Raw genomic sequence first — 24,862 nt, 5'->3', positions numbered from 1 at the left:
AATACCGATGCACGCAATGTTGAATCATGCCTCCTACGATAGTTCCGGCTGAAGCAGCAGCGCCCACCGGTACCGCCCAGCCGGGAAAGTATACTGGCTAAGGGTATCGGGACCACAACTGGCGCTGCCCAGACCCCGCTGGCGATGGTCCAAGTAAACCCAGGTCTCCGAACGATTCTCCAGCTCATAGGTATGCGTCGCGGCAAACAGGTCCGCATCCTTCAAATGCGTCGCCTTGAAATTCAAGGCTTCATCCACTGCCGCGATCCGGACTCCGGTACCGTCCTCATGGGTCAGATTAATCCGCCCCACTCCGGTCCGGTTTCCATTTTCCTGCGGCATGATGTACGGCACATGCATGGCATCCACACTCGTCTCGAAGACACCGGTCCAGGCCGCCGCGTTCCGGTCACAATAATTCTCCATCGGGCCCTTGCCCAAATACGAAACCGACTCAAAGCCCGGCTGAAGCGCCAGCTGCAAGCCTATCCGCGGCAAGTCCGGCAATTCGGCGTGACATTCCAATTCATTTTCGACCAACAAGCCTTGCCCGGTCAGGCGGCAAGTCTGCCTGAAAACTCCGGCCTCCTTGAACACCGGCGTCGAAAGCGACCATGCGGACTGCACATCGCCTTGCTCTGTCAGGCCAAACTGAGTCAACGACAACTCTGTCTCCGGCAATCCGGCCTTTTTCCACCGCCCAAGCGGCTTGTTATCCTGGCCATCCCAAAGCTTCACCCCATCGTTGTCCGTTGCAGCCCGCCACCAGGTAAAACGCAGCGGCTCGGCCAGCAGGTTACCTCTCCCAGCAAGTCCGACATAGGCAAGCTCGCCACTTGAACGGTTCCATTCGAACTCCTGTCCTCCTCCCGCCAAACGAACGCCGGTCTCCGTTTCAGTGATCGCCGGCTCAACCGGGCTCAGGGAGCCGACAGTCACCAGTTCATGCGCTTTCAATTCGAAATGCTCCCAGGCCACTTCATGCCCAGCCTCAAGCAAGCCTGTTGCCGACTTCGAGCAAATGGAAACGTGCAACCCGAGCACATCCCCGTCATAGCCATCGATCAAGCCGGCATCGACGGAAAGGTCGAAGACCCGGCTTTCTCCGGCCGCAATCCCAGACAGATCCAGCTCACCGGCAGCCAGAACCACCCCATCTCCAAGCAGCTCCCAGGAACCGGTCAAGTAGTCCAGAGTCCGGAAATCATGCTTGGAGCACAGCTCCAGCCGTATGCCTTCACCCTCGACCCGGCTCACCTTGACCGGCTGTGCCAGCTTCTTGAATTCGTACAGACCCGGATGTGCCTCCCGGTCCGGCCAGACCAATCCATCCGCCACAAAGTTCGCGTCGTGCGGACTCTCTCCATAGTCGCCGCCGTAAGTCCAGTAGTCCTTCCCATTTTCGGCGGTTTCCTTCAGGCCGTGATCGAGCCACTCCCAGATGAAGCCGCCCTGCAGCCCCTTGTATTTCTCGAAGAGATCGTAGTATTCCTTCAGACAGCCATTGCTGTTGCCCATCGCATGCGAGTACTCGCACATGATAAGGGGACGGGACTCCTCCACACTTTCGATCCAGTCGATCAACTCTTGGTGCCAGGGATACATCGGGCAAATCACATCCGTTGAGGCATGCCCGCCCTCCCAGGTCAGCCCGCTTTGGCCACGCGAAATTGCCCCTTCGTAATGCAGGATTCGGCTGGGATCATAGTGACGGATCCAGCCCGCCATGGCGTCGTGATTGGCCCCGTAACCGGATTCGTTCCCCAGCGACCACATGATGATCGAAGGGTGATTCTTATCCCGCATGACCATGCGCATACCGCGCTCCACATAAGCATTCAAATAGCGCTTGTCCTGACAGATCTGGTTATGGAAGTCATGCGACTCGATATTGGCCTCATCGATCACATAAAAGCCGTATTCATCACACAAGTCATAGAACAGCGGATCGTTGGGATAGTGCGAGGTACGGATCGCATTCACGTTGAACGCCTTCATCACTTCGAGATCCTTTCGGATATCCGCTTCCGTCACGCAATTGCCTCCGGTGTCAGAGTGGTCGTGGCGATTCACCCCGTTAAACAAGACGGCCTTGCCGTTGATCAGCAGCTCGCGGTCCTTGATTTCCACCCGGCGGAACCCGATCCAGACGGCCGTACTTTCCACCACATTGCCCGATGGATCACGCAGACTGACAAGTAAACGGTAGCGCGTAGGGATTTCCGAGGACCAAGCTTGGACCTCAGGCAAAGTACGCTCCACACGACAACCCACCCGCGGCCAATGAACCAACACTGCACGCTCCGTCACAACCTCTTCCTCGCCGGGCTCCAGTAACGACTGGCCTTCCGAATCCAGGATCTGCCAGACCACCTGCCAGCCGGACTCGAGACAATTGCCCATACCAACACGCACCTGCATGTCCAATTTGCCCGATCCCGTTTCGGGATCAAAGTCAGCGATCGCCTTAATGTCTTCCAGATAGACCCGTCCGGTCGAATACAGGTACACCTCACGGTGAATGCCTCCCATACGCCATTGGTCCTGGTCCTCGACATAGCTGGCGTCACTGTACTGGACCACGACCGCCGTAATCCGGTTCTCCCCGGCCCAGTCGATCCGTTCAGTTATATCGTACTCCGAGGGGAGGCGGGAATCCTTGTTCAACCCAACAAACTCTCCGTTCAGGTAAAGCTGCAACACACCGTCCACACCACCAAAATGCAGGATCACACGACGCCCCTGCCAGCTATCATCCACCTTGAAAGTCCGACTGTACACGCCCGTGGGATTCCGCTCCGGGGAAAAAGGCGGCTCCCCCGCGAAAGGCATCTTCACATTCGTATAGTGCGGATAGCTGTATCCCTGCATGGGCCAGAGGCTCGGAACCGGCATATCCGCCCAATCGTCGGAGGCCGTCTCCATCCCGGCAATCGCCTCCGGCAAATCGGCCGGATTCTCCCGGTAAAGGAAACGCCAGGTACCATCCAGGGAGACCCACCAGGGAGATGCTTCACGCGGCTGGCCCAAGGCCGCTTCCGGTGTCGGAAAAGAATAATACGTGGCCCGCATCGGCAGACGGTTGATGCCGGTTAATTCGGGCTGCTCGAATGTTTTACCTAAGATACGATCGATTGGGCTTAAAGACATGCCCCTATCATAGCGCAAAGCTGCCGGATTAGAAATGGACAAAATGACCAGTTGCATGTCATATTTGATTAAGTTTCATGAATCTAGACCAATGGGATCAAAGCAAGACCGTGTACCGGAATTTCTCCGGCTCGGAGCCCGACTACAGCCTCAGCTGTGGCTTTCTCAAAAAGTCAGGCATCACCACGGACATCGTCAATGAGCGCTACTTCCGCCTGACGATGGTCTACGTGCTACGGGGGCGGGGAAGCTACGAAGACGAAACCGGACTTCGCTGTGACTTGCGAGCCGGAGACCTGTTCTTTCGCTACCCCGACCGCCATCACAGCAGTTGGATCGTTCCGGATAGCGACTGGCTGGAATGCTTCGTTTCCGTACGCGCCGAATGGTACCGCCTGCTCAACCGTATCGGCCTGCTCAAGACCGACAAGATCCGCTGGCACATGGGCCTCCAGCCGCAAATACCGAAACGGATTGAAAAACTCATGCGGCAATTGCAGAACGACGACACTCCGCGGACCAACAATCAAATCGAATTCGAGATCGTCGGCTTGATTCGGGAGCTACTGGAAGAACATCCGGAATCCTACGAAATCAGCCCCAAGCATCTGAAACAACTGGAATGGGCACGTCTGCAAATACGCAATACGGCCACTCAGGACATCGACCTGGAAAGCACGCTCAAAGGGGCCGGCCTCAGCTATTCCCGCCTGCGCAGCCTGTTTCGCAAGGCCTATGGGCTGAGCCCGGGAGATTACCGGATACAGGTGCGAATCGAGCAAGCCTGCGCCCTGCTGGAAAGCAGCCAACTCAGCATTCAGGAGATCGCGGACCGGCTGGGCTATGTGGATGCCTTCGCCTTTTCCAAACAATTCAAACAGCGCATCGGCCACGCCCCGACCCAATTCAGAAACCGACGGGGTCCGGCCTATTCCACCTGACCGTAGGTACCACTGTTTTGCTCCGCCAGCTTCTTGAGGAAGCCGCGCCCATCCTTACTCTTATAAGACAGGGTGTTGATCGGAATGTTTTTCCCCTTCTGCAGGTCTGCCACAAATTCATACAGGTCGATCGTCTTGCCTTTATTGTCCTTCACTGCGGTGGGCTCGCCATCGGATAGCAAGATAATCAACTTCGGGCGCTTTTTAATCGCGGCCTCCAGAGCCAGGTCCATCCGGGTGTTCTGGTGGATCCCCTTGTTATAGCCCTTCCAGTACTTCCCGTCCGGTTTCTTCCCCTGCTTGCGCAGCTCTTTAGCCGGGTCCATATCCTCCAGCCAGCGTTCCGCCATTTCGATCGTCTCAGGCGTCACCGGTTGAAAGGAACTGCGGAAGCTGTCCGTTTCCTTGGCAAAGGCGATGATGTTGAAGCTGCCGAAGCCTTCCATGTTCTTCAGCGTCTTGAGAATTTCGTCGGCGACAGCCTTGAAGCCGTCGATTCCGCGGCTGCCCATGACCATACTGCCGGAGATATCGACGATGAACATGGTATCCTCGGCATCGTCGCCCATCTTCTTACCGAAAAACTCGAAGCTGCTCATGACCATGTCCCGGATCTGTGTACCGGCTCCGGTGCCGAAGCCGCCGGCGCCCCGTCCGTAGGAGGAAGCCGCATCGATATTCACATCGATGTTCAGGGCGGGGATGGAGACATCGGGCGAGTCCACGGTGATCGGGTTCGGCCTCGGGGGCGAGCTGGACTGGGTGCGCTGCTCGAGGTTGACCACGTATTCGGGCTCCTGCTGGGGAGCCTGTTCGATGGGCGGGGCCTCGAAGGTTTGTTCTTCGCGCACGACCGCCTCGACGATCTTAAAGGCGCCGAAGATGAGCAGGGCGACCACGTGCAGTCCCACGCTGATACCGATCACCAGCGTCAGGGCCTTGTTTCTGGAAAAGGAGTTCGCTACATTCATGGGGTCTTCTAGAAGTTGCCGAAGGAGACGAACTTGATCCCTGCGGCCGCGCAGGCATCGAGCACTTCGATGGATTTAAAATGGGGGGAGAGCGGGTCGGCCACGATCACAACGACCGTCTTCTGGTCCATCCGGTCGGCCGTGCCCTTGACCCGGGTCAGCGTCGCGATCAGCCCGTACAGGGTGATCCGCTCTGCCGGGCTGGCGATCAGGCTGCCGTTGAACAGCACGCTGCCGTCCGGCAGCACGTCGATGGTGTGCCGGCTGGGCAGCTCCTCGGTCGGCTTGGCCTTCGTGTCCGTGGGCAGCTGGATGCCGAGGTCCGCCTCCTCCTTCACGATCGTGGTGGTGACCATGAAGAAGATCAGCAGCAAGAAGACCACGTCGATCATCGGCGTTAAGTCGGGCTTGGTCTTCTCTGAAAAAATTTGTTCCGCTTGCATAAGTGCTACTGGCTACTTGTCGCTCTGGTAGGCGGCAAAAACGATATTGGACAGCCCGACGGACGCACAGGCCTGCATCACGTCGTTGACATACTGGTGCTCGGTCGCGCTGTCCGCGCGAAGGAACACACGCACCGAGGGGTCCGACTCGAACTCCCGAGCGAGCACCTCGGTCAACTCGTCGAGCGTAACCGCGTAGACCCCCGAGTAGATCGACCCGTCACGCATCACCGTGATCGTTGTGCGCTCCCCGAACTCTTCGGGGATCGTCGAGTTCAGCGCGACCGGCATGTTGATCGGCACCTTCTCCGCGGTGATCATGCTCGCCACCGTCATGAAGAAGACGATCAAAAGGAAGACGATGTCGATCATCGGGGTCAGATCGACGTCCCCCTCACCCTCGTCTGGTTTCCAGAGTTTCATGGGGATCAGTTCGTATCAGGTTAGCGGATACGGTTTTGGCCGGCTCGGATCAGGTCTCCGTACAGGCGCCCCAGCACGAGGTTCACCTCAGCGACGATCTTGCCGTACTTGTTACGGAAGAAGAAAAAGAAGAACATCGCGGGGATCGCGATCGTCATGCCCGAGGCCGTGGTTATCAGCGCTTCGGAGATATTGTCGGCCAACAGCTCCGGCTTGCCCATCCCTTGTGCGGCGATCGAGTTGAAGGCTTTCACCATACCCGAGACCGTGCCGAGCAGCCCCACCATCGGCGCGAGCGCGGCGATCATCGACAGGTAGTTCACGATCACGTAGGCGCCGGACAGTTCCTTCGAGGAGGCGTTCTCGAAGGCCTTCTCCACCGCGTCCGGCACGAAGGTGCCCTTCTGGATCTGGTCCAGGCCGTGGTTGAAGGTGTTCGTCACAGGACCCGGGTTCTGCTTGCAGATCTCGTGCGCCTTCCCGATGTCCATCGAGCTGACCGCCTGGTCCAGCTGGTCCACAACCGAGTCGTCGATGAAGTTCTTGCGCCGGATCACCATGAAGTTGAAGACGGCAAAACCGAAGGTCCCCACCGACAGCACGCCGAGCGGGATCATCGCCCAGCCGCCGGCGAACACCATGTCCAGCAGGGTCTTGTCATCGGACGGGGTCAACTCGGCCAGCTCCGTGTCCGCGGCCTGCTGGGCCATCAACGGGGTGCTCTGCGCGAGGAAGAAGACTGCGGCTCCACAAAAGAGCGATTTGAGTAAGCGTGTTTTCATAACTGTTTGAGGTCTGGGATTGGATGATTGTTTAGATGCGTTCGGTCTCGGTCTCGCCCGACTCGCTGCGGCTCTTCGCCAGCCAGGGGTTCTCCGGATAGAAGATTTCAAATTCGCGGAGCAGGCGCGCGGAGGCCTCCTCCTGGCCGCTGCCCCGGTAGGCCCGGATCAACAGGTAGTACAGCTCCGGCTTGTAGCTGGCCTCCACCGAGGTCAGCACCATCGCACGCGAGAGGTAGCGAAGCCCCTCCCGCAGGTTGTCCTCCGCAAGGCCCGTGCGTCCGCGCGCCAGGCAGTAGGTCACGAAGTTCTCGTCCCCGCGCTCCAAATCGTCCAGCTCGCCGAGGATGTCACGGGCCTGCGCCGGGTTGCCCGAGACCGCGCTGCTGTAGCCCGCCCACAGCAGACTGCGCTGACGCAGCACCGTGTCCGCCGAATCCACCAAGGTGCCGTACACCTTAAGGCTCAGTGCATGCTCACCCGCCGTGCGCAGCGCGTCGGCCGCACGGAACGCGATGTCCGCAAAGCCGTCTTCCGGAAGCGACACCATCAGACGCGAGAGCAGGCCCTCCACCGCCGGAAAGCGTCCCTGCTCGATACAGTCGAACAGCAGCTCCTCGGCGAGCTTCGAAAAGTCCTCCGAGACCGATTCAAAGGGGATCTTCATCGACACCTGCACCGCCTTGTCCGTCTGCCCGCCCAGTACCAGCGCCTTGTAGTAGGCCAGGCAGATCGGATGCAGGTTCGTTTGACGCGCATTGATGCGAAGGAAGGGCATCATCGGTCCGGCCAGAGGGTCGAGCACCTGGACAATCGGGCCGTAGTCCCCACGGCTGGCCGCCAGCACCGCATCGTTGTAACCGTCCGGCACAGCCACCGATAGACGAAGCCCGTCGCTGTCCAGCGGCACGATCACCTCCGCGCCCGGCATGTTCGGGAACGAGATCAGCAGCTGTCCTTCGTCCATGCCCATGAGCAGTTGCTCGTTGTTGTTGATGTCACGGATCGGCACGGGACGGGGCAGCTTGAAGGTCTCCGCCGCGGCCGCGGGTGCCTGCAACTGAGGCAGCTCCAGATCCGCCGACTGTAGCAGAACCGTGGATACAAGTAAGCCGCCGAGAAGGACCAACGGACGGGACATGTGCTTATGGATTTTAAAGTGCATACTTCTCCTTGATCAGTTCATAGGCCTGCGTCTGCGAGAGCACCGAGGCACGCGTTTTGTACTCTTCCAGCAGCTGCTGGACGCTTTCCGTCTCGCCCATCTGCTCGAGCGTGAGCAGGTCGTAGTAATACGCCCACGAGACCGTCTCCGCGTAGCCGCCGTAGGCCACGATCAGGCGCTCGAAGAACCCGTGCGCCTCCGCCCACTGCTGCTCGCGCCGGTAGGCCAGGCCGATCTCAAGGTGCGCCTTGGCGTGGTCCAGCCCGCGCCACAGCGGGTTGCGCAGGATCATTCCCAGCACCTCGATCGCCTTTGCGTCCTGTCCGAGCTCCGAGAGGATACGTCCCTGCATCAGGTACGGGCCCGCATCCGTGACACGGCGCGGGTAACGCTCGGTGATCAGGTTGTAGTACACGAGCGCCTCCTCCCAGCTGGACTTCGCCCCGCTCGACTCCGCCTGCGCGATCGCGATTTCACCCAGCCCGCTCAGCGCATCGTACACCGAGTCCGAGAAAGGATGCTTCTCGCGCACCAGTTGGTAAATCTCCTTCGCGCGCTCCGGATCGCTCTGCTGACGGCGTTTCCCTTCCGCGATCAGCACCGAAGGCGGCGCACGAAGCAGCTCCTCCTCACTGTACTCGTAGCGGGCCGATTCCTCGCCGAGCTGCTGCAGCCCAAGCCGCACCCGCATCGCCAGCACTTCCTTGCCCGAGGACAGCGCCTCCTGCAGCAGACCGCCGAACAGTGCCTGCGTGTCATACGGCAGCAGCACCGACTGCTTTTCCAAATATTCCTCTTTGAGTGTCTGCAGCTCCGAGCGCACCATCTCCGCGCTCACCACCAGCCCCTTCGGCTGCACCGAGGTCCCGGACGCCGGGTTGCTTTCCACCTGCGTCTCCATCAGCTTCGAGCGGAACCCGCGGTCACGCACCAGGCGGTACGACAGCGACGGGTCGATGTCACGGCCCTCCTCGCTTTGCAGGTACTGGTACTGGTACGCGCGGTCGCTCAGGAAGTTGCGCCGGTACGCATCGTCATCGAGCATCGCGTTCAAAAGCTTCAGGCTCGCCTCATAGGTGCGCATGTAACGCCCGTAGTCCTTCACATAGCTGACGATCAGCTTGTCCACCGAGTACCGCTTCAGGTCGTTGCCCAGCTGCTCGATCGCGCGGTAGTGCAGCTTGAAGCGCTCGTCCGGCTGGCCCGCGCGGTCGTAGATCATACCCACACGCTCGTAGGCCTCCGCCAGCTGACCACGATCCCCGTAGCGGTCCACGTAGCTGCTCAGCACCGCGATCGCTTCATCCACCTTCCGGTCCGACTCCAGCACCTCGCTCAGTGCAAAGGTCGCCTTCGCCACAAACATCTCGTTGTCCGTAAATGCCTCCACCTTGCGGTAGTGATCCGCCGCCACCGCGTAGGCCCCGCGGTCACGCGTCAGGTCACCCAGGTACAGCTCCGCTTCGCCGCGCAGGTGGCTTTCAGGGTATTCCCCGACGAACTTCTCGAACTGAGCCTCGGACTCGCCGAACTTCTGCTCCCCGTACAGGCTGATCGCGTAGCGGTACGACACGTCCTCGTAGTAAATGCTCCGTGCGCTGTGCTGCTGCAGGAACCGCCCGAAGGTCTCGCTCGCTTTCGGGTAGTCCGCCAAGAGCAGCAACGACAGCCCGTGCCAGTAGCTGCCCGTCTGGTTCAGCAAAGAACGGTCGTTGCCGAACCGCCTCGTGATCGCCCCCATGTAGTCACGCAGCTGCAGGTACTGCGAGTGACGCATGAAGTACGCCCCCACATAGTTCAAAAGCTGCGCGCCCACCTCGAAGTTCTCCGGCGCCTTCAAATAGTCGTTCGCCAGCGCCAGCAGCTCCTCTCCGCGGTCACGCTCGAACAAAAAGCCCGCCAGACCCAAAATCACAGGCCCGCGGAACTTCTGGTACGCATCCTTGCCCAGGTACTCCTTCGCCAGTTGCTCGAGCATCGCGTAGTCCGACAACTCCTTCGCTTCCGAGAACGCCGTAAACAAAAAGTCCTCCGCCTGTTCGTGCTCAGGGTGATCCTCGTACAGGTGGTAGAACGCCCACAGCGATTCCCACTGACGCTTCGTCTCCTGGTACACCCGCGCGATGCGCCAGTTCATGTCCACGTCGTACTCCCGGATCTCACGCACACCCTTCAGGTTTGCTTCCGACCGCTTGAGCTGGCCGTCCACGATCGTGTACTGGTCGCTGTCGGGACTCAGGTTACGAAGGCGCTGCTTTAAGTCGTACACCAGCCCCGCGTAGTACTCGATGATCGCAGAGCGCGGCTTCACGAAGGTGTACAGCAGCACCGCACGGTCGTAGTCCTTCGCCTCGAACAGCTTGTCGCCCTCCTTCAAGAGCGTAATGTTGAACTTCGGGTCGAAGATCGCCTCGTAGTTGCCGGTCAAATACCGCAGGTACGGTACGATCTTTTCGGACTCGCCATTCGCGAGGTAGCCCTGAAGCAACCACGACGCCGCTGCCGCACGAAGCTCCGGGTCCAGCACCGACACGCTGAACACCTCCTGGAAGATCGGGATCCCCTCTCCCGCGCGGTCCGTGCGGATGTACAGACGGCACAGCTTGTCCCGCGCTTCCGTGCGGAGCGCCGCGTTCATGCTCCGGCGGTACAGCTCCGTGTACTGGCCGATCGCACCTTCGAAGTTTTCGCGGTCCTCGTACGCGCCCCCCAAATTGAAGCGTACGAAGTCCCGGCGGTTCCCCTGTGGAAACTCGCTGAGGTAACGCTCGTAGTTCTCCACCGCCTTATCCAGCAAGGCTTCGTCCTGCGTCTCGCTGTACTCGTCCTGATACGACAGCGCCAGCAGGAAGATGTAGTTCTCACTCTCAGGCGTACCCGTCTTGCGCTTTAACAACTCCGCGATCACGGGACGGATCGCCGACAGCTTCCCAGACAGGCCCGCCTGCAACTCGTTTAACAACTGCTGCTCCGGACGGTCTTCCAGCTTCGACTGGGCCGACAGCGGGCTCAGCCCTGAGAATAGAATCGAAAAGACGACTGCGGCTAACGCAGCCGCTCGGGAGAATAGCGTCATGCTATCAGATGGTGGGGGTATTCGCATAGGATGCGGCAATGGATTACCAAGAAACTTAAGGTTCTAAAAAAAACCGGATTCTCAAATTCTAAACGAGCATAAATTCCGGCGACACACTTTGTATAAAAGCTATTGCAGCCTGCGATTTTGAGACAACAAATGCGAAAACAAAGTTTCCCGAACCCCCTTAAACACTTGGAATTACGCCCACATGGCCAGCAAATGGAAATATGTAAAACCCTCTAAACAATTGATTAATCACATATCTACTATTCCAATTACAAAGTTCCGATTAACCTATTAAACAAATATAGTAATAGAAAAATCTAAATACCGTAAGCCCCAGCGATTCGCTCTGGGAAGCATTTTGAGCAAACTGTTGCGCACCCTAGGTATTGCGACCTCAAAGCACCCGAATCGAGCATTCAGGAACCCCTCAGAGAGCATTTGCTAGGCTAAAACCAAGCCGAGCGAGAAGAGTACGCCATAGAGTGCCACCACTTGCCCGGAAGCCTTGAGAGCCCCAAGAAAGTCGCACGGTCCGTTCAAATCTGGCAGACGGATCGCCTGCCGGAATCCCAGCGCGACCGGAACGAGCGATGGCAACAAGTACCACCCGTAGCCACGGAGAATGAACCAAAACACCACCGAACCGGCAAAAAGTGAAGAGGCTGCGTACTGCCGAAGCGCCCATCGCCGACCCAGTTTCACGACAAGAGTACGCTTCCCCGCCTGCCGGTCCTCATCCAGATCCCGGTAATTATTCACGATCAGAATGTTGTTCACGAGCAAACCACAGCCCAATCCCAGAAGGAAGACATCGAGCGTGAATCCACCCGTTTGAACATAGTAGGTGCAACCGACGGCGATCAGGCCGAAAAAGAGAACGACAAAGAGATCTCCCAGTCCGTTATAGGCCAAGGGGTAAGGCCCACCGGTATACAACCAGGCGCAGGTCACCGAAGACACACCCACCGCAAGCAACCACCACCCGCCAAAGGGGATTAATGCAAGGCCGAGACAGAATGCGACCGCAAGCGTCACGATCGTCACCCGCTTCATCGTCGCGGGTGTCACCAAACCGGAAGCAACAGCGCGCTGGGGACCAATCCGTGCATTCGTATCGGTACCTTTGATCCCATCCAGGTAGTCGTTGGCGAAATTCGTCCCGATCTGGATCAGCAAGGCGAAAGCCAGACAGATCAAAGCCGCCCGCCAGTCGAAGCCGCCATCCGCCTTCGCCAGCGCTGAAGCCAGCAAAACCGGAGCCAGCGCAGCAGGCAGGGTTTTGGGACGCGTGGCCTCCAACCAGACATGAAGATTGTTCATAAGCACTCATCAGAACTGTTGAACCGAAGGGAGCCAAGCGCATTTGCACTGGGAGCGGAGGCGAAGTATGGTAAACCATGGCACCTTATCCGGAAGCAGTTAAGCTCGCCCGGGGAATCAGGGATCCCCGGGTAAGAGAGGCCTTTTGCCGCGTCGACCGCTCCCGCTTTGTGCCAGCCACACTTCAGTCGGCCGCCTGGGAGGACCACCCCTTGCCCATTGGTGACAATGCTACGATCTCCCAGCCAAGCCTGGTCGCAGAAATGAGCGCCTGGTTGTCAACCACCCCATCCGCGCGGGTCCTTGAAATCGGGACAGGCTCCGGCTATCAGACCGCCATACTGGCCGGGCTCTGCGCTGAAATCTACACTATGGAGCTCAACCCCGATCTGGCACGGACCGCCCGAGCCAGGCTGGAAGCGCTCGGCTTCCAAAACATCCACTACAAAGCCGGAGACGGGGCAAAAGGCTGGCCTGAAGCAGCGCCCTTCGACCGGATCATTGCTACGGTCGCCTTTCCCGGCAAGCCGCAAGCCCTGCTGGACCAACTGGAGGACAGCGGCATCGCGCTCGTACCGGTCGGACCGGACGGTGGCACACAATCCCTTATGCGCTATCGCCAAGTCCAACAGAGCTACCGAAGCGAAGCAATTATTCCGGTTCGCTTCCTGAGCCTGCGGTAGCCCGGCGGTTCACACTGAACACGACCTTGTTGTAGAAGAACCCAATACCGATCAAAGCCATCCCAAGCCCGAGAAAAGACAGCACCCGGAACAGTCCTTCCAACTCGGACGCATCCACGAGAAAGACCTTGGCCACAGTTATGAGCAAGAGGATCAGCGAACCGAGGTGAATCACTTGCTGCGCGCGCCACAATCCAATCGTCTGATAGACCACCGCCAGCAACAGCCAGACCACGGAATAGGCATAAAGCTCCGTACTTTGAGCCCGGAAACTGAAGAGGTAGCGGCCCCCGAAATAGTCCTGCACCAGGAAAGTGCACCAGACAAAACCAAGCAGCATCGCACAGATCTGATAGAACGCCCGGAGTTTTTCCGCTTCATTCCGTGCGGCGAGCCAGGCCGCCACAAAACAGGCGAAAAACGGCAGTCCGAACTGCCAGAACAAGGCATTCATAAAGAACGAAGGACCACTCGCACCTTTGTCACATAGGTGCAGCCAGACCACCCGCAAGAGAAACAAGAGTGCCAAGAAGAGACTTGCCGGCCCGGCCCCATGCACCCGGTGCTTCGCCGCAAGAAAGGAGACGGCGAGGACTGCCAGCACAGACGTCAGCAAACCTTCCACCGTCATCCGGGTCAGATGTCCATGCAAGAAGCTTGTATCCAGAAACTGGAAAGCAGCCGTGAGGGCAAAGAGCGCACACAACCCCGCCCACCATGCCACCAGACGCGATAGCTGCAATTGCTGCCAGTGCAGATGAAAGGTCTTGAAACCCGCGAGCCCCAAAGCCGCCCCCATCAACCAGGACAGGCAGGTCGCTCCCGACACGACCTCCGCCAGCGGTTCATCCAGACGAAAGAAATAGACTCCCAGACTCATCATCGAAAGCAGCATCACGATCGACCAGGCCAGTCCCATGACCCCCAGCACGAGTTCAACCCGGCTGATCTTGCGCAACTTCCAGTAAACACCCGCCAGTCCGAAAAGAACGGCCAGACCATGTGGCAGGTAAGCCTCCGGCAAAAAGGCCCAAAGCCCAAAAGCCATCAAAAAGACCGAGAACGACTGATATTCCCCGAAGGCCGCCTTTCCGTCCGTCGCACGACGCAAGACATGCTCCCCTGCCAATGCGAGCAAGAGCGCAGACACAAAGGACATTACCAGCCAGCTTCCCCCGGGCCAGGCGGCCTCCGCAGGAAGTAGGCTGGCCTCCCGAAGATAGAGAACAGGCGCCGGCCAGATCAGGGCGAGCATGGACAAGGCACGCCAATGGATCGGATAGTCCGAACGCAGCCCTTTGAAGTGAGCCACGGCGGCAAAGACAAGACTCAAGCCCAGGGGCCAGAGCATCCAGGGACTCGTCGCGGGATTCAGATTGAACAGACTTGCGGAAACCATGGCCAACAAGCCCAGCCAGGACGCCCAAAGGTATTCGCGCTCACGTAAGACCGCCAAACAAAGCGCGCCCAGGCTCAGGACCGAACAGAAAGCCATGTCGACATGCCCGAAACCGCCCATCCACGCGAGCAGAAGTGCCTGAAAGACGCCGCCCCCCCAAACCAGCAGGCGCACCAGCACCAGCATCGCACGATTCAGCTCAGACAGTTGACGCTCTTCAGAAAACAACGCCCAACCGCCGTTGATGAGACAGAGCCCCAGAAGGAAGAACATCAAGCCGTCCGGCTGCACCCCTCCGCCGGCCCAATGCCCAAGAAGGATGAAAAGCGTCCATGCATACGCAGCCACAATCGAAAACAGCCATAGCCCCCACCAACCGCGCCGCACACATAAAAACTGCGCCGCCGAATAGAGCAGAAAAAGATAGGCCAACAGCGAAACACTCTCCAGGTCCCCGGTATGCATCAACCAGGGAGTGAGGAAACCTCCGAGCAAGGCCATCAGGGCGATAGGCGCGCCGTTCTTCAATGACAAGAGGACGGCCAGAACGGTGACCGACAACATGCAGATGAATCCCGCCCCCGTACCCAGAAAACCGTGCAAGTGCACGGCCGCATAGGAGGCGAAATACAGGCAGGCCACACCCGCCCCCGACAAGGCCTGTCCGATGCGCTCGTTTGCTTGAAACTTCGATTTGAGGCTGATCACAAAACCCGACACGCATAGCGAGAGGCCAAACACAGTGGTGATCCATAAGCGTACAAGAGGCGTCATCCACCCGGACTCGATCGAGTACTTCACCATATAGAAGCCGGCCATCAGCAATGCAACCGCCCCAACCCAGACCGCAAGCTTGCTGAACCAGTCACGGTTCGCGGCATCCTCACTCACTGTTGAGGTGGCGGGAAGCGGCGGCAGCTCCGGCTTTTCCTCCAAAACAGGCGGACGAGGGGCCGGCTTCGGGATCGGAGGAGGCGCCGCCGCCGGAATAACGAGCCGACCTTTCGGTTCCGTCGGCGCCGGCTCCGGCTCCGGCACTTTCTCAGTGACCGCTTCAGTTTTCGCCTCAACCACCGACGCGACCGAGGCTCGCTTGAGCTCAGCCAACTCGGAACGAAGCCGATCAAGTTCCTGCTTCCGGTGCATCAGCTTCACCGTATTAACCCAAGGCAGAATGAGCGCAGCCAACAAAGCCAACACAAAAAGCAGTCCGATCGCTTCCATAATAACGCTTTTGATAATTAATCTTGAACATTGTTCAATATTATTTTGAATATCGTTCACAATATGGCACGAAGAAAAGATCATACCCGCGAAGAACTGACAGAACTGGCCGTAGAAAGCGGACGCGAACTGGTACGCAAGGAGGGCCCGGAGGGCTTGACCGCCAGAAAAGTCGCGAGCGCGATGGGCTACACGGCCGGCACACTCTACAATCTCTTCGAGAACATCGACGGCTTGGCGACCGCGATCAACAGCCGCACCCTGAGGGAGTTTGCGGAAACAATTCGCGAGATTCTTTCAAGGTACAAGAAACCAAGGAGGCGCATCGACGTCATCTGCTCGGCCTACCTGCAACTCCACCGCGAAGAGCCGCACTTGTGGACTCTCCTCTTCGCCACGCCGCTGAAGGACAGGAACGACGAATATGGCCAAGCGGTCCATGCAGTCTTCGACCAGGTAGTGGAAGCCATTCTGCCGCTAAGCGGCCGCATCGACAATGCACGAAAAGACGCCAAGATCATTTGGGCCACACTTCACGGCACTTGCCTGCTCAACCAGAACGGCAAGCTCGACATCACAGAGGCGGACCCGCCCGAATTGCTGATCAAGCGCTTTCTCGATCAAATTTACCCACGTTGAGGCAAGCACCCCGCTGAGCACGCTTGAGAAACATGAGAACAACCCTTATCCTAATTATCCTTTGCATGGTAGGCGCGACTCCAATCCCCACAATACCGACAGCCCACCAAACCGAAACGGTCGTACTCCTGCATGGCCTGATTCGGAAGCCCGGGTCGATGAAAAAGATGCAACTGGCCCTGGAAGCCGAAGGCTATCGTGTGCTCAATATCGGCTATCCCTCCCGCAAGCATGACATTGAAACGCTCAGCGCCATGGTGCGCGCCCGGATCGCGGAGAAAACTGTAAACGATGAGGAAGTACACTTCGTCACCCACTCCATGGGAGGCATCCTGGTACGGACCTTCCAGTCCAAGCAACCGCTCCCCAACATCGGTCGCGTGGTGATGCTCAGCCCACCGAACCAGGGCAGCGAAGTCGTCGATCGCTTGGGCAAACTACGCGGGTTTCACTGGGTCAACGGACCTGCGGGCACACAACTCGGCACTGGCCCGAAGGAGTACCTCGCACAACTCGGCCCGGTTCCGTTTGAATGCGGGGTCATCACCGGCGACCGGAGCATCAACTGGATTAATTCGCTGATGATCGAGGGGCCCGACGACGGAAAGGTGTCCACCGAACGTGCCAAAGTCGACGGCATGCAGGATTACAAGGTACTACATGCAACCCATCCGATGATCATGAAAAAGGCCGAAACCATTCGCGAGGTGCTTGCCTTCCTCAAACACGGCCGCTTCCGCAGCGACACCTAGTTCAAGCTCGCTTCAACCCGCTTGAAGAATTTGGCCTCCGCTTCTGTCTTGCCGTCCGACTGGAACAATTTGTTGAGCAACTCGAGCGCACGCTCGCGCGAAGCTTTCGATTTCAGCCGTTGCGCCGCGAAGTCGACGAACTCGCGAGTCGAATCCTCGCAGGACAAGGCTCCGTAGACACGGTTCGTGGCATTACAGGCGTAAAAGTCTACCGCCGTGCCGGACTCCCAACCGAGAGAGTCGGTCAGGCCGTCAAACTCGTGCGACTCACGCAGTGAAAGATGGCTGTCGACATAAACAGCCATGATCAACAGATCGACAATCGCTTCGCGCTCCGTTTGCTCCAAGGCTCCGTGCAGGGAAGATCCCCGCTCGGAAGTGAACAGTTTTTCGATGAATTTCATGGGGTGATACTGATAAGGGGGGCCGGAGCCCCAGGGGATTAATGCTTTTCGGATGACTCCGGATTGACGTCCGGGGCATCCGCGGCGGCCGGCTTGGCCGCAATTTTGCCCAGATACTCGGGCAGTTCGATGCCGGCATTTTTCGTAATTTCATGCAGCGGCGGAAGGGATCCGACCATGCCGGAAAGGAAGTCGGCCGTACTGCCTTTTCCATCCTTCCCCGCGCCGTTGTCCCAAACTGTAATCTTGTCGATCTTGAGGTTCGAAATCGCCTTGGCCTGTTCTTCCACGAGCTTCGGCATTTGCTCGATCAGCAGCAGCAAGGTGGCCAGCTGCTTGTCGTTGCCGGCGGAATTCACGATGTCCGTAAAGCCCTTGGCCTTCTTCGTCAGAACCTGCTCCACACCCTCCGCTTCAGCCAGCAACTTGAGTCGTTGGCCGTCCGCTTCAGCTGTCAACTTGAAGCGCAAGCCGTCCGCCTCGGCCTGCTTCACCGCCTTGAGACCATCCGCTTCGGCCTGCTTTTCGAGGCGAACCGCATCGGCTTCACCCTGCTGGGTCCGACGGATCGATTCGGCACGCGCTTCCGCATCGACAATGGCCTTTTCCTTGGCGATCTCGGCCGGCACCACGATGTTGGCCTGCTGCGTCGCTTTCTCGCGCTTGGCACGTTCCACTTCCGAGGCCTGCTCTGCCGAGTAGGCTTCCTGCAGCGCTTGAGCCGCTTTGACCTTTTCGGCAGCTGAGGCGGCACGTTCCGCTTCGGCTTCCTTCATCCGGCGCTCGGCATTCGAATTGGCAATCTCGACCGTAGCGGTGTTTTCCCCGTCCGTGGCCTTGGCGTTGGCATCCGCCACGCGCACCCGTTGGTCACGCGCCGCTTCCGCCGCACCGATCTCACCATCGCGCTGGGCCTGGGCCACCTTGACCTTTGCCTCCGCAATCGCTTTCGAGGCGGCTTCCTGCCCCAACGCATCGATATAGCCGGACTCGTCGGTAATATCCTGGATATTCACGTTGATCAGGCGAAGCCCGACCTTTTTGAGTTCTACCTCGACCCCGGTCGAAATGTTGGCGATCAACTTGTCCCGGTCCGCATTGATTTCCTCAATGTCCATGGTCGCAATCACCACACGCATCTGGCCGAAGATAATATCCTTCGCCAGCTCCTTGACCTCCGACAAACCCAGCCCCAGCATCCGCTCGGCCGCGTTTTCCATGATGCCCGGCTCGGTCGAAATACCGACCGTGAAAGTCGACGGGGTATTCACCCGGATGTTCTGCTTGGACAGGGCGCCTTCGAGGCGGATGTCAATCGGCAGCGGCGTGAGGTCCAGCCATTGGTAGCCCTGGATCACCGGCCAGATAAATGCCGCCCCACCGTGATAGCAATTCGCCGATTTCCCGCCGGCAACCTTACCGTAAACGACCAGCAAGCGGTCCGACGGGCAGCGCTTGTAGCGCGTTGCAAAAGCAATCGCGGTCGCAAGGAAGAAAAAGATAATAGCACCGGCTGCGATCAGGAGTTCCATATTATAAGTTTGGTTAGCTTGAGTTAGATTGGGTTCGAAAAAATCAGACAGGTTCAACCGTATAGGTATTGGACGCACTCACGGCCGTGATCCGTACGCGCTGCCCCTGCTTCAATGCCCCCGGGCTTTGTTTGCGCGCGGAGGCCGTGATCAGGCGCCCCTGCACCATCACTTCAATCTGGCCGCCACCATCCACATCCGAACCAGGAATGGTCACATAGACGGTCGCCTCCGAGCCGATGGCCTTGCTATAATCCAAGTTCCCGCTGGACTGAAGTTTGAGCAGGCCCCGAAGCATGAACAGCATCGCAAACATCGCCGCGACACCGAAAGCCACTGCCAGTAGCCCCGAGTACAGCACAGACAGGCCGCTCTTGACTGCCGCCACACCAACCCAGCCAAATCCAAGAAAGAAGGCCGCGATTGTCTGTGATGAAAAAAGTCCGATTCCCGTACCGTGGTCCACATCCCCGACATCCACATCAAAGCCGCCATCCACCCCGTCGGTATCGAACCCGATCAGCGTGAGCAACATCTGCAGAAGGACAACCAGCAGGGCAAGAATACCAATGCCATAGAAGACCTTTAATTCAGGGCTTAATTCGGTCCACCAGTCGGTCATAGCTAGGTTAAAGCATTAAGAAAAGCTTAGCTAATGCAAGGCGAACCAATCCAGCAACAACGCTTATTAATGAAGGTTACGCGAGCTAAAACCTAAGCTGAAACTAGGCCTATGGCTAACGCTCCGAAAAACAAGAAAAAAGCGCCACTCAGACGGCCGCAGAATCACGGGCGACGAAGAGCCCGAGACTGGCGGCATAACCATGCAAGCGGGTCTGTCCGCCGAGGACCGGACCGAACTCGCCGTTACAGAACATGCCGATCACCGGCAGTCCCTCATACACATCACGAATCACACTGGCATCGTGGTCCGGCACGCCGAAAAGGGAAGCCCCCCGCCCGATGCAGTTGTACAGGCAGGCACCGTACACGGCCCGCCCCGCCAGCAACTGGGCCTGCCCCTCCAAAAGCATGGAGAACCCCACACTGGCCGCATGCGGGTCCCGGATCTGGAACTGCAGGTTCTGCCCCACCCTCAAGGGGGTCGCAATCGCGACGGCTCCTGACTTCGGATCAATCGCTGCGAGATTACGAACCAGGAAATCACCCGTCCTGAAGTCGGACTTGTATTCATTATGTACCACCCCGATGAAGATGTTGCCACGGGCTTGCTTCTGCTCACGACGTGTCATGCCTTCCAGAGTATCACGAAGCACTTCAAGGATGGGACGATTTCCGATTTGGTGAATGATGTTGTGATCCACCTGCGTAACCGTCCACGGCGTCCCGACCGGCCGGCAGCCCTGGGCCACAAGCGGTTCGATCGTCACCGCCCCCTCCAAGGCCAACGCGACCGCTCCCTCCTCATGTACGATACCGTCACATAAAAGAACGGTCCCCCCCGCTGCCCGCTGAAAAGACGCAAAACCGCCCACAGTCACCTTGCCGCCGGTCGCACGGTCCCAATCCGACAGCCATGCATCACTATTCATGCTCTCCGGATCGGCGAACAACATCCAGGCATTGGCCTGCTCGGAAAAGTCTTGGACGGCAGTTGAAAGCGCCCCCGCCACATCATCACCCTCAAAGAGCGACAAGGGCAAATGCACCGCATGCGCCTTTGTTTCCGGCAAGGCATACAGCCCGACGACAAAACCGCAGCCGCTCTCAATCTCGTAGCTGTTGGCCACCAAGCCGGACGCACTGGCCCCAACGACAACAGGAACCCGCGCGTAGATGCGCACCACTTCCATGATATCCGCCAGCGAGGCATCTGCTTCCGGGGCCGCAAAGACCATTGCAAACGTCACTGGAGCCTTAAATGAAGAGCGTTGCGCCTCCACCCAGTGTTCGAGCTGGGTCGTATTATAGGGCAGCTTGAAATGCTCGACTGCACTGTAACCATCAAGGACCGGCATACGCGATATACGTGAGTGAATAGTGTTTGCGCTCCGAGGTCAATCATGCAAATATCGTGCCTCTTACTAACCACATACAAACATGGAGAAAAGTGCCCAATTATCGGGCGACTCACTCCGAACGGAGTGCAAGCTGGCCGGACTTGAAAATGCGCTGGAAGCTGCCCATATTGGCTACTGGCAATGGGACCTTGCAGACGAATTTGACTGGAATTCGCGAACCTGCGAGATGTTTGGCGTCGAGTCCCCCCCGAAGAACCTGGTCGACTTTCTGGTCCTTATCAACGAGGACAGTCAAGAGACCATTTTAAATGCGGCGGAACAATCCCGCTGGCACCACAAAGCCTTTGATGTTACGGTTGAAACCGAAAAGCACTTGGGGCGGAGTACACGGAGCCTGAAACTAATCGGCCAGATCAACCAACTCGCGGGCGAAAGCGGACGAAAATTCCTCAGCGGAGTCTGCCTGGCCTCCGAATCCATGGCAGATGCACTCCATACCCGGTCCAAGTTAAAGGAAAGCTGGGAGGAATTTTTCAAGATGACCTCCGACCTATGCGTGGAAATCAATTACCGCTACGTATTCCTGCATGCGAATGACGCCTTCCTGCGAACCCTGGGTTATAATAGCCGCGAACTGGAAGGTCGGGAACTTTTCGACTTCATTCACCCGGAAGACATCGCGAACGCGCGCCAGAAGCTGGCCGGCATGCAAAACAAGGTCGAAGGCGGACGCACTGCGATCAATTCGAGCATGCTCCATGAGAGCCGCGTACGCGGCAAAGACGGCCATTACCGCTGGCTTTCCTGGAGCTGGATGGTCGATCCCACCGACGACCGCATCTATGCCATGGCGCGGGATGTCACCATCGCTAAACACTTGCATGAGCAGCAGGAAGCGATGATGCAGCGGCTCTCACAGTCCAATGCGGATTTGGAGAATTTTGCCTCCGTCGCCTCCCATGACCTGAGGGAACCCCTGCGCATGATTACAAGCTACCTCCGGTTGCTTCAGGAACGTTCGCCTGAAGCGCTGGATGAAGCGGGCCGCCGTTATGTCGACTACGCCTGCCAGGGTGCGGACCGGATGCGTCGGCTGATTGAGGACCTGCTCGCTTACTCACGCATGGAGCGACTGGAAGAGGCACACAAACCCATACGTGTCCAGGAGTGTGTCCAGCGAGCGCTGGAACACCTCAAATCGAGAATCGAGGAAACCGGCGCGGACATCCAGATGGACAACTGCCCGCATGCCGAGGTGATCGGCGCTCGCACGCACCTGATCCGGCTCTTCCAAAACCTGCTCAGCAATGCGATGAAGTTTCAGGCACCGGGCAACAAACCGGAGATCCGAATCAGTTTTCGCGAAAGGCGTAACAACTCGGGACTTCAGGGTTGGACCATCAGCATTCAGGACAACGGGATCGGTATCAGCAAGGAGCATGAAGACGTGCTCTTCCAACTCTTCCGTCGTCTCAATGCCCGTGATGAATACGAAGGCTCGGGAATCGGCCTGGCAGCCTGCAAACGGGTCGTCGATTTACATGAGGGTGATATCTGGTTTGATTCCACAAGAGGGCTGGGCAGCACCTTTCACGTCTGGCTGAAAAATAGCGAAGACTCCGATAAGTGATTGATTAGTCAGGCTATTTGCCACTTCCTCGAATTGCATCCGGCCATGACAAATACCATCGAAGCATCTCTTCCGATCCTACTTTTCGAAGACAACCAGGCCGACGCAGACTTGGTCCGCGAGTATCTGTCACTTTCCCAACTCAACCACGAACTGGAGGTTGTCAGCCGGCTTTCCGAAGGCCTGAAGCGCCTTCATTCCAGAGCATTTAAAATACTTCTGGTCGACCTGACCCTGCCGGACAGCAAGGGCCTCCAAACGGTCGAAACCCTATTGGACGAAGCCGAGGAAGCAGTCCTGATCGTCCTGACCGGCGCCGATGACAGTCAACTGTCCCTCCAGGCGCTCCAAGCCGGTGCTCAAGACTACCTGAACAAGGACAGCCTGAATGCCGACCGGCTGGAGCATGCGATCCGCTACGCTTTGGAGCGGGCCCACCTGCTCAAGCGGGTGGCCACTCATGCCAAGGCCGTCGAACAGAATGAAGCGCTCTTGCGGCAGATCTTCGAGGTCAACACCGAGGCCATGCTGATCCTCGACACCGACCACTGTATCCAATTCCTGAATCATGCGGCCTGTAAACTTTTGGACGCCCGGGCCAGCGACTTGGTCGGTGAAGTCTTCCCCTTTGAAATCCGGAGCGGCGAACGCTCCGAACTGGAAATCCCCGGCCCCAGGAACAGCACGGCTCTGGTTGAACTCTCCGCCGTCCATCTCATCTGGAAAGGAAAGAACGCGCTGCTGGTCGTGCTTCGGGACATCACTGAGCACCGCCGGTCGCAACTCGCCTACAAGCGGGAAAAAGAACGCCTCGCCGTGACTCTCGACGCCATCGCCGATGCCGTCATTGCGATCGACGAAAACCAGTGTGTCGAACGGATCAATCCGGAAGCGGAGCGCTTGCTTCAAATCGAAGACAAGGCCGCTGTCGGACAGCCCCTCAAGGATGTACTGCGCCTTCGACATCCAAAGACCGGCAAAATCCTTACGGACCCCGCCGAAGCTCTCCTCGATGACTCCGGCTCAATTGATACACAACTCGGCATTTCCCTGCTCGACCACAAGGACGTCGAGCATATCGTCTCGGCCGACATGAGGTGCATCCTCAACGAGAATCAGGAATCCCACGGCTGTGTCCTGGTTCTCCGCGACCTGACCTCGATCAAGCGGGCGGAAGACGAACTCTTCCAAACCGAAAAACTACATTCGATCAGCCTGCTGGCAGGCGGCATCGCCCACGATTTTAACAATATCCTGACCGCGGTTCTCGGCAATATCTCGGTCGTCCGCCTCGGCCTCGAAGAGGACAATCCGCTCTCCAACAAACTCCTGGCTGCGGAAAAGGCCGCCCTTCAGGCCAAAACCCTAACCCAGCAGCTGCTCACTTTTTCCAAGGGCGGGGCTCCGATTCTGGAAACGACAACGCTCGACCAAGTGATCGAGGAATGCGCGCAATTTGTCCTCCGCGGCTCGAATGTCCGCTGTGAGATCAGCAAGGGCAACGACCTCTGGGCCGTAGATGCCGACAAGGGACAGATTGCCCAGGTCATCAACAACCTGATGATTAACGCCGACCAGGCCATGCCCCATGGCGGTCTAATCCAGATCGGCATCAAGAACTCAACCGTCCGCCTGGATGACGTCCCGTCCCTGCCTCCCGGGGAATATGTCTGCATCTCGGTGGAAGACGAGGGAAGCGGGATCAGCCCTGAAAACCAGAAGCGTATCTTCGATCCCTACTTCACGACCAAAGAAGAAGGCAACGGGCTCGGACTCGCTTCTGCGTATTCGATCATCAGCAGCCACAAGGGCATGATGACCGTCGATTCCGTCCTGAACCAGGGCACGACTTTCCGGATCTACCTCCCGCGTTCCAGTCAACCGCTCAAGAGCGAGAAACCGGCGGAGGAAAGCGAAGATATCATCCATCCCGGACATGGACGCATCCTGGTCATGGACGACATGGAAGCCATGATGATGGTCGCCGGTGAAATCCTGACCGTACTCGGCTATGAAGTGGAATTCGCCACCAATGGCCAAGAGGCAATCGATGCCTACAAAGCGGCCAAAGAATCCGGCAAGCCCTTTGATGCGGTGGTCTTCGACCTCACCGTGCCGGGAGGCATGGGCGGCGAGGAAGCGTCGGAGATCCTGATCCAGTACGACCCGGACCTGATCGCCATCGCTTCGAGCGGTTACACGACCTCAAACCTCATGTCCGACTACAAGAACTCGGCCTTCAAGGCGGTAGTGCCGAAACCTTACCGGATCAAGGAAATGAGCAACGCGCTCCACCGCGTACTGAACGAGAAGCACTCCTGATAGAACCGGGCCCGC

The 24,862-nt window shown here is 58.1% G+C and carries 19 protein-coding genes; 6 read left to right on the top strand and 13 right to left on the bottom strand.

Annotation, left to right across the window (positions count from 1 at the left end; all coding sequences use genetic code 11):
- Positions 1–33: 33 nt before the first annotated feature.
- A complete protein-coding gene (locus O2597_RS10110; protein ID WP_269524497.1) occupies positions 34–3,150 on the bottom strand; it encodes a glycoside hydrolase family 2 TIM barrel-domain containing protein in 3,117 nt (1,038 codons plus the stop codon).
- 77 nt (positions 3,151–3,227) lie between these two features.
- Here O2597_RS10110 and O2597_RS10105 point away from each other — a divergent pair, with 77 nt between their 5' ends.
- Positions 3,228–4,091 carry a helix-turn-helix domain-containing protein gene (locus O2597_RS10105; RefSeq protein ID WP_269524496.1) on the top strand — a complete coding sequence of 288 codons (864 nt, stop codon included), beginning with the start codon at positions 3,228–3,230 and terminating at the stop codon, positions 4,089–4,091.
- Here O2597_RS10105 and O2597_RS10100 read toward each other — a convergent pair.
- The 7 genes from O2597_RS10100 to O2597_RS10070 form a co-directional block, all read right to left on the bottom strand.
- Complete coding sequence (locus O2597_RS10100; protein ID WP_269524495.1) at positions 4,079–5,062, bottom strand: vWA domain-containing protein; 984 nt, start codon at positions 5,060–5,062, stop codon at positions 4,079–4,081. The genes O2597_RS10105 and O2597_RS10100 overlap by 13 nt on opposite strands.
- Before the next feature lie 8 nt (positions 5,063–5,070).
- The gene (locus tag O2597_RS10095) at positions 5,071–5,505 is read right to left on the bottom strand and encodes an ExbD/TolR family protein (protein WP_269524494.1); all 435 of its coding nucleotides are present in this window, start codon (positions 5,503–5,505) and stop codon (positions 5,071–5,073) included.
- A gap of 12 nt (positions 5,506–5,517) precedes the next feature.
- Complete coding sequence (locus tag O2597_RS10090) at positions 5,518–5,928, bottom strand: ExbD/TolR family protein (RefSeq protein WP_269524492.1); 411 nt, start codon at positions 5,926–5,928, stop codon at positions 5,518–5,520.
- Positions 5,929–5,948: 20 nt separating this feature from the next.
- Positions 5,949–6,710, bottom strand: coding sequence for a MotA/TolQ/ExbB proton channel family protein (locus O2597_RS10085; RefSeq protein ID WP_269524490.1), 762 nt, complete (start codon positions 6,708–6,710; stop codon positions 5,949–5,951).
- Positions 6,711–6,741: 31 nt separating this feature from the next.
- Positions 6,742–7,851 carry a tetratricopeptide repeat protein gene (locus O2597_RS10080; RefSeq protein WP_269524489.1) on the bottom strand — a complete coding sequence of 370 codons (1,110 nt, stop codon included), beginning with the start codon at positions 7,849–7,851 and terminating at the stop codon, positions 6,742–6,744.
- A 13-nt stretch (positions 7,852–7,864) separates the two neighbouring features.
- The gene (locus O2597_RS10075) at positions 7,865–10,951 is read right to left on the bottom strand and encodes a tetratricopeptide repeat protein (RefSeq protein WP_269524488.1); all 3,087 of its coding nucleotides are present in this window, start codon (positions 10,949–10,951) and stop codon (positions 7,865–7,867) included.
- Between the two features lie 450 nt (positions 10,952–11,401).
- Positions 11,402–12,280, bottom strand: a complete 879-nt coding sequence (locus tag O2597_RS10070) for a 1,4-dihydroxy-2-naphthoate polyprenyltransferase (RefSeq protein ID WP_269524486.1) — start codon at positions 12,278–12,280, stop codon at positions 11,402–11,404.
- Between the two features lie 77 nt (positions 12,281–12,357).
- Between O2597_RS10070 and O2597_RS10065 the strand changes: the two genes are divergently transcribed.
- A complete protein-coding gene (locus O2597_RS10065; RefSeq protein WP_269524485.1) occupies positions 12,358–12,963 on the top strand; it encodes a protein-L-isoaspartate(D-aspartate) O-methyltransferase in 606 nt (201 codons plus the stop codon).
- Here O2597_RS10065 and O2597_RS10060 read toward each other — a convergent pair.
- Positions 12,932–15,586, bottom strand: coding sequence for a DUF2339 domain-containing protein (locus tag O2597_RS10060; protein ID WP_269524484.1), 2,655 nt, complete (start codon positions 15,584–15,586; stop codon positions 12,932–12,934). The genes O2597_RS10065 and O2597_RS10060 overlap by 32 nt on opposite strands.
- Before the next feature lie 63 nt (positions 15,587–15,649).
- On the opposite strand from O2597_RS10060, the gene O2597_RS10055 reads away from it, so the two are divergent.
- The gene (locus O2597_RS10055; RefSeq protein ID WP_269524483.1) at positions 15,650–16,225 is read left to right on the top strand and encodes a WHG domain-containing protein; all 576 of its coding nucleotides are present in this window, start codon (positions 15,650–15,652) and stop codon (positions 16,223–16,225) included.
- Positions 16,226–16,383: 158 nt separating this feature from the next.
- Entirely contained in the window at positions 16,384–16,977 is a 594-nt protein-coding gene (locus O2597_RS10050) for a lipase family protein (RefSeq protein ID WP_269524482.1), read from the top strand.
- Here O2597_RS10050 and O2597_RS10045 read toward each other — a convergent pair.
- The 4 genes from O2597_RS10045 to O2597_RS10030 all read right to left on the bottom strand — a co-directional run bounded on the left by O2597_RS10045 (position 16,974) and on the right by O2597_RS10030 (position 20,892).
- Entirely contained in the window at positions 16,974–17,381 is a 408-nt protein-coding gene (locus O2597_RS10045) for a hypothetical protein (protein ID WP_269524481.1), read from the bottom strand. The genes O2597_RS10050 and O2597_RS10045 overlap by 4 nt on opposite strands.
- 38 nt (positions 17,382–17,419) lie before the next feature.
- Positions 17,420–18,913 (bottom strand): flotillin family protein, encoded by a 1,494-nt coding sequence (locus O2597_RS10040; RefSeq protein ID WP_269524480.1) that lies wholly within the window; start codon positions 18,911–18,913, stop codon positions 17,420–17,422.
- Between the two features lie 43 nt (positions 18,914–18,956).
- Positions 18,957–19,535, bottom strand: coding sequence for an NfeD family protein (locus tag O2597_RS10035; protein WP_269524479.1), 579 nt, complete (start codon positions 19,533–19,535; stop codon positions 18,957–18,959).
- 148 nt (positions 19,536–19,683) lie between these two features.
- Positions 19,684–20,892, bottom strand: a complete 1,209-nt coding sequence (locus O2597_RS10030; protein WP_269524478.1) for an FIST signal transduction protein — start codon at positions 20,890–20,892, stop codon at positions 19,684–19,686.
- Between the two features lie 82 nt (positions 20,893–20,974).
- Between O2597_RS10030 and O2597_RS10025 the strand changes: the two genes are divergently transcribed.
- Complete coding sequence (locus O2597_RS10025) at positions 20,975–22,525, top strand: sensor histidine kinase (RefSeq protein WP_269524477.1); 1,551 nt, start codon at positions 20,975–20,977, stop codon at positions 22,523–22,525.
- A gap of 45 nt (positions 22,526–22,570) precedes the next feature.
- On the top strand, positions 22,571–24,847 hold the full coding sequence (locus O2597_RS10020; RefSeq protein WP_269524476.1) for a response regulator: 2,277 nt from the start codon (positions 22,571–22,573) through the stop codon (positions 24,845–24,847).
- The last annotated feature ends 15 nt before the right edge of the window (positions 24,848–24,862 follow it).

It is taken from the genome of Coraliomargarita parva, assembly GCF_027257905.1.
In the GTDB taxonomy this organism is placed as follows: Bacteria; Verrucomicrobiota; Verrucomicrobiia; order Opitutales; family Coraliomargaritaceae; genus Coraliomargarita_A; species Coraliomargarita_A parva.
The sequence above is the reverse complement of the archived record's forward strand: the minus strand, read 5'-3'. Positions and strand labels throughout refer to the sequence as shown.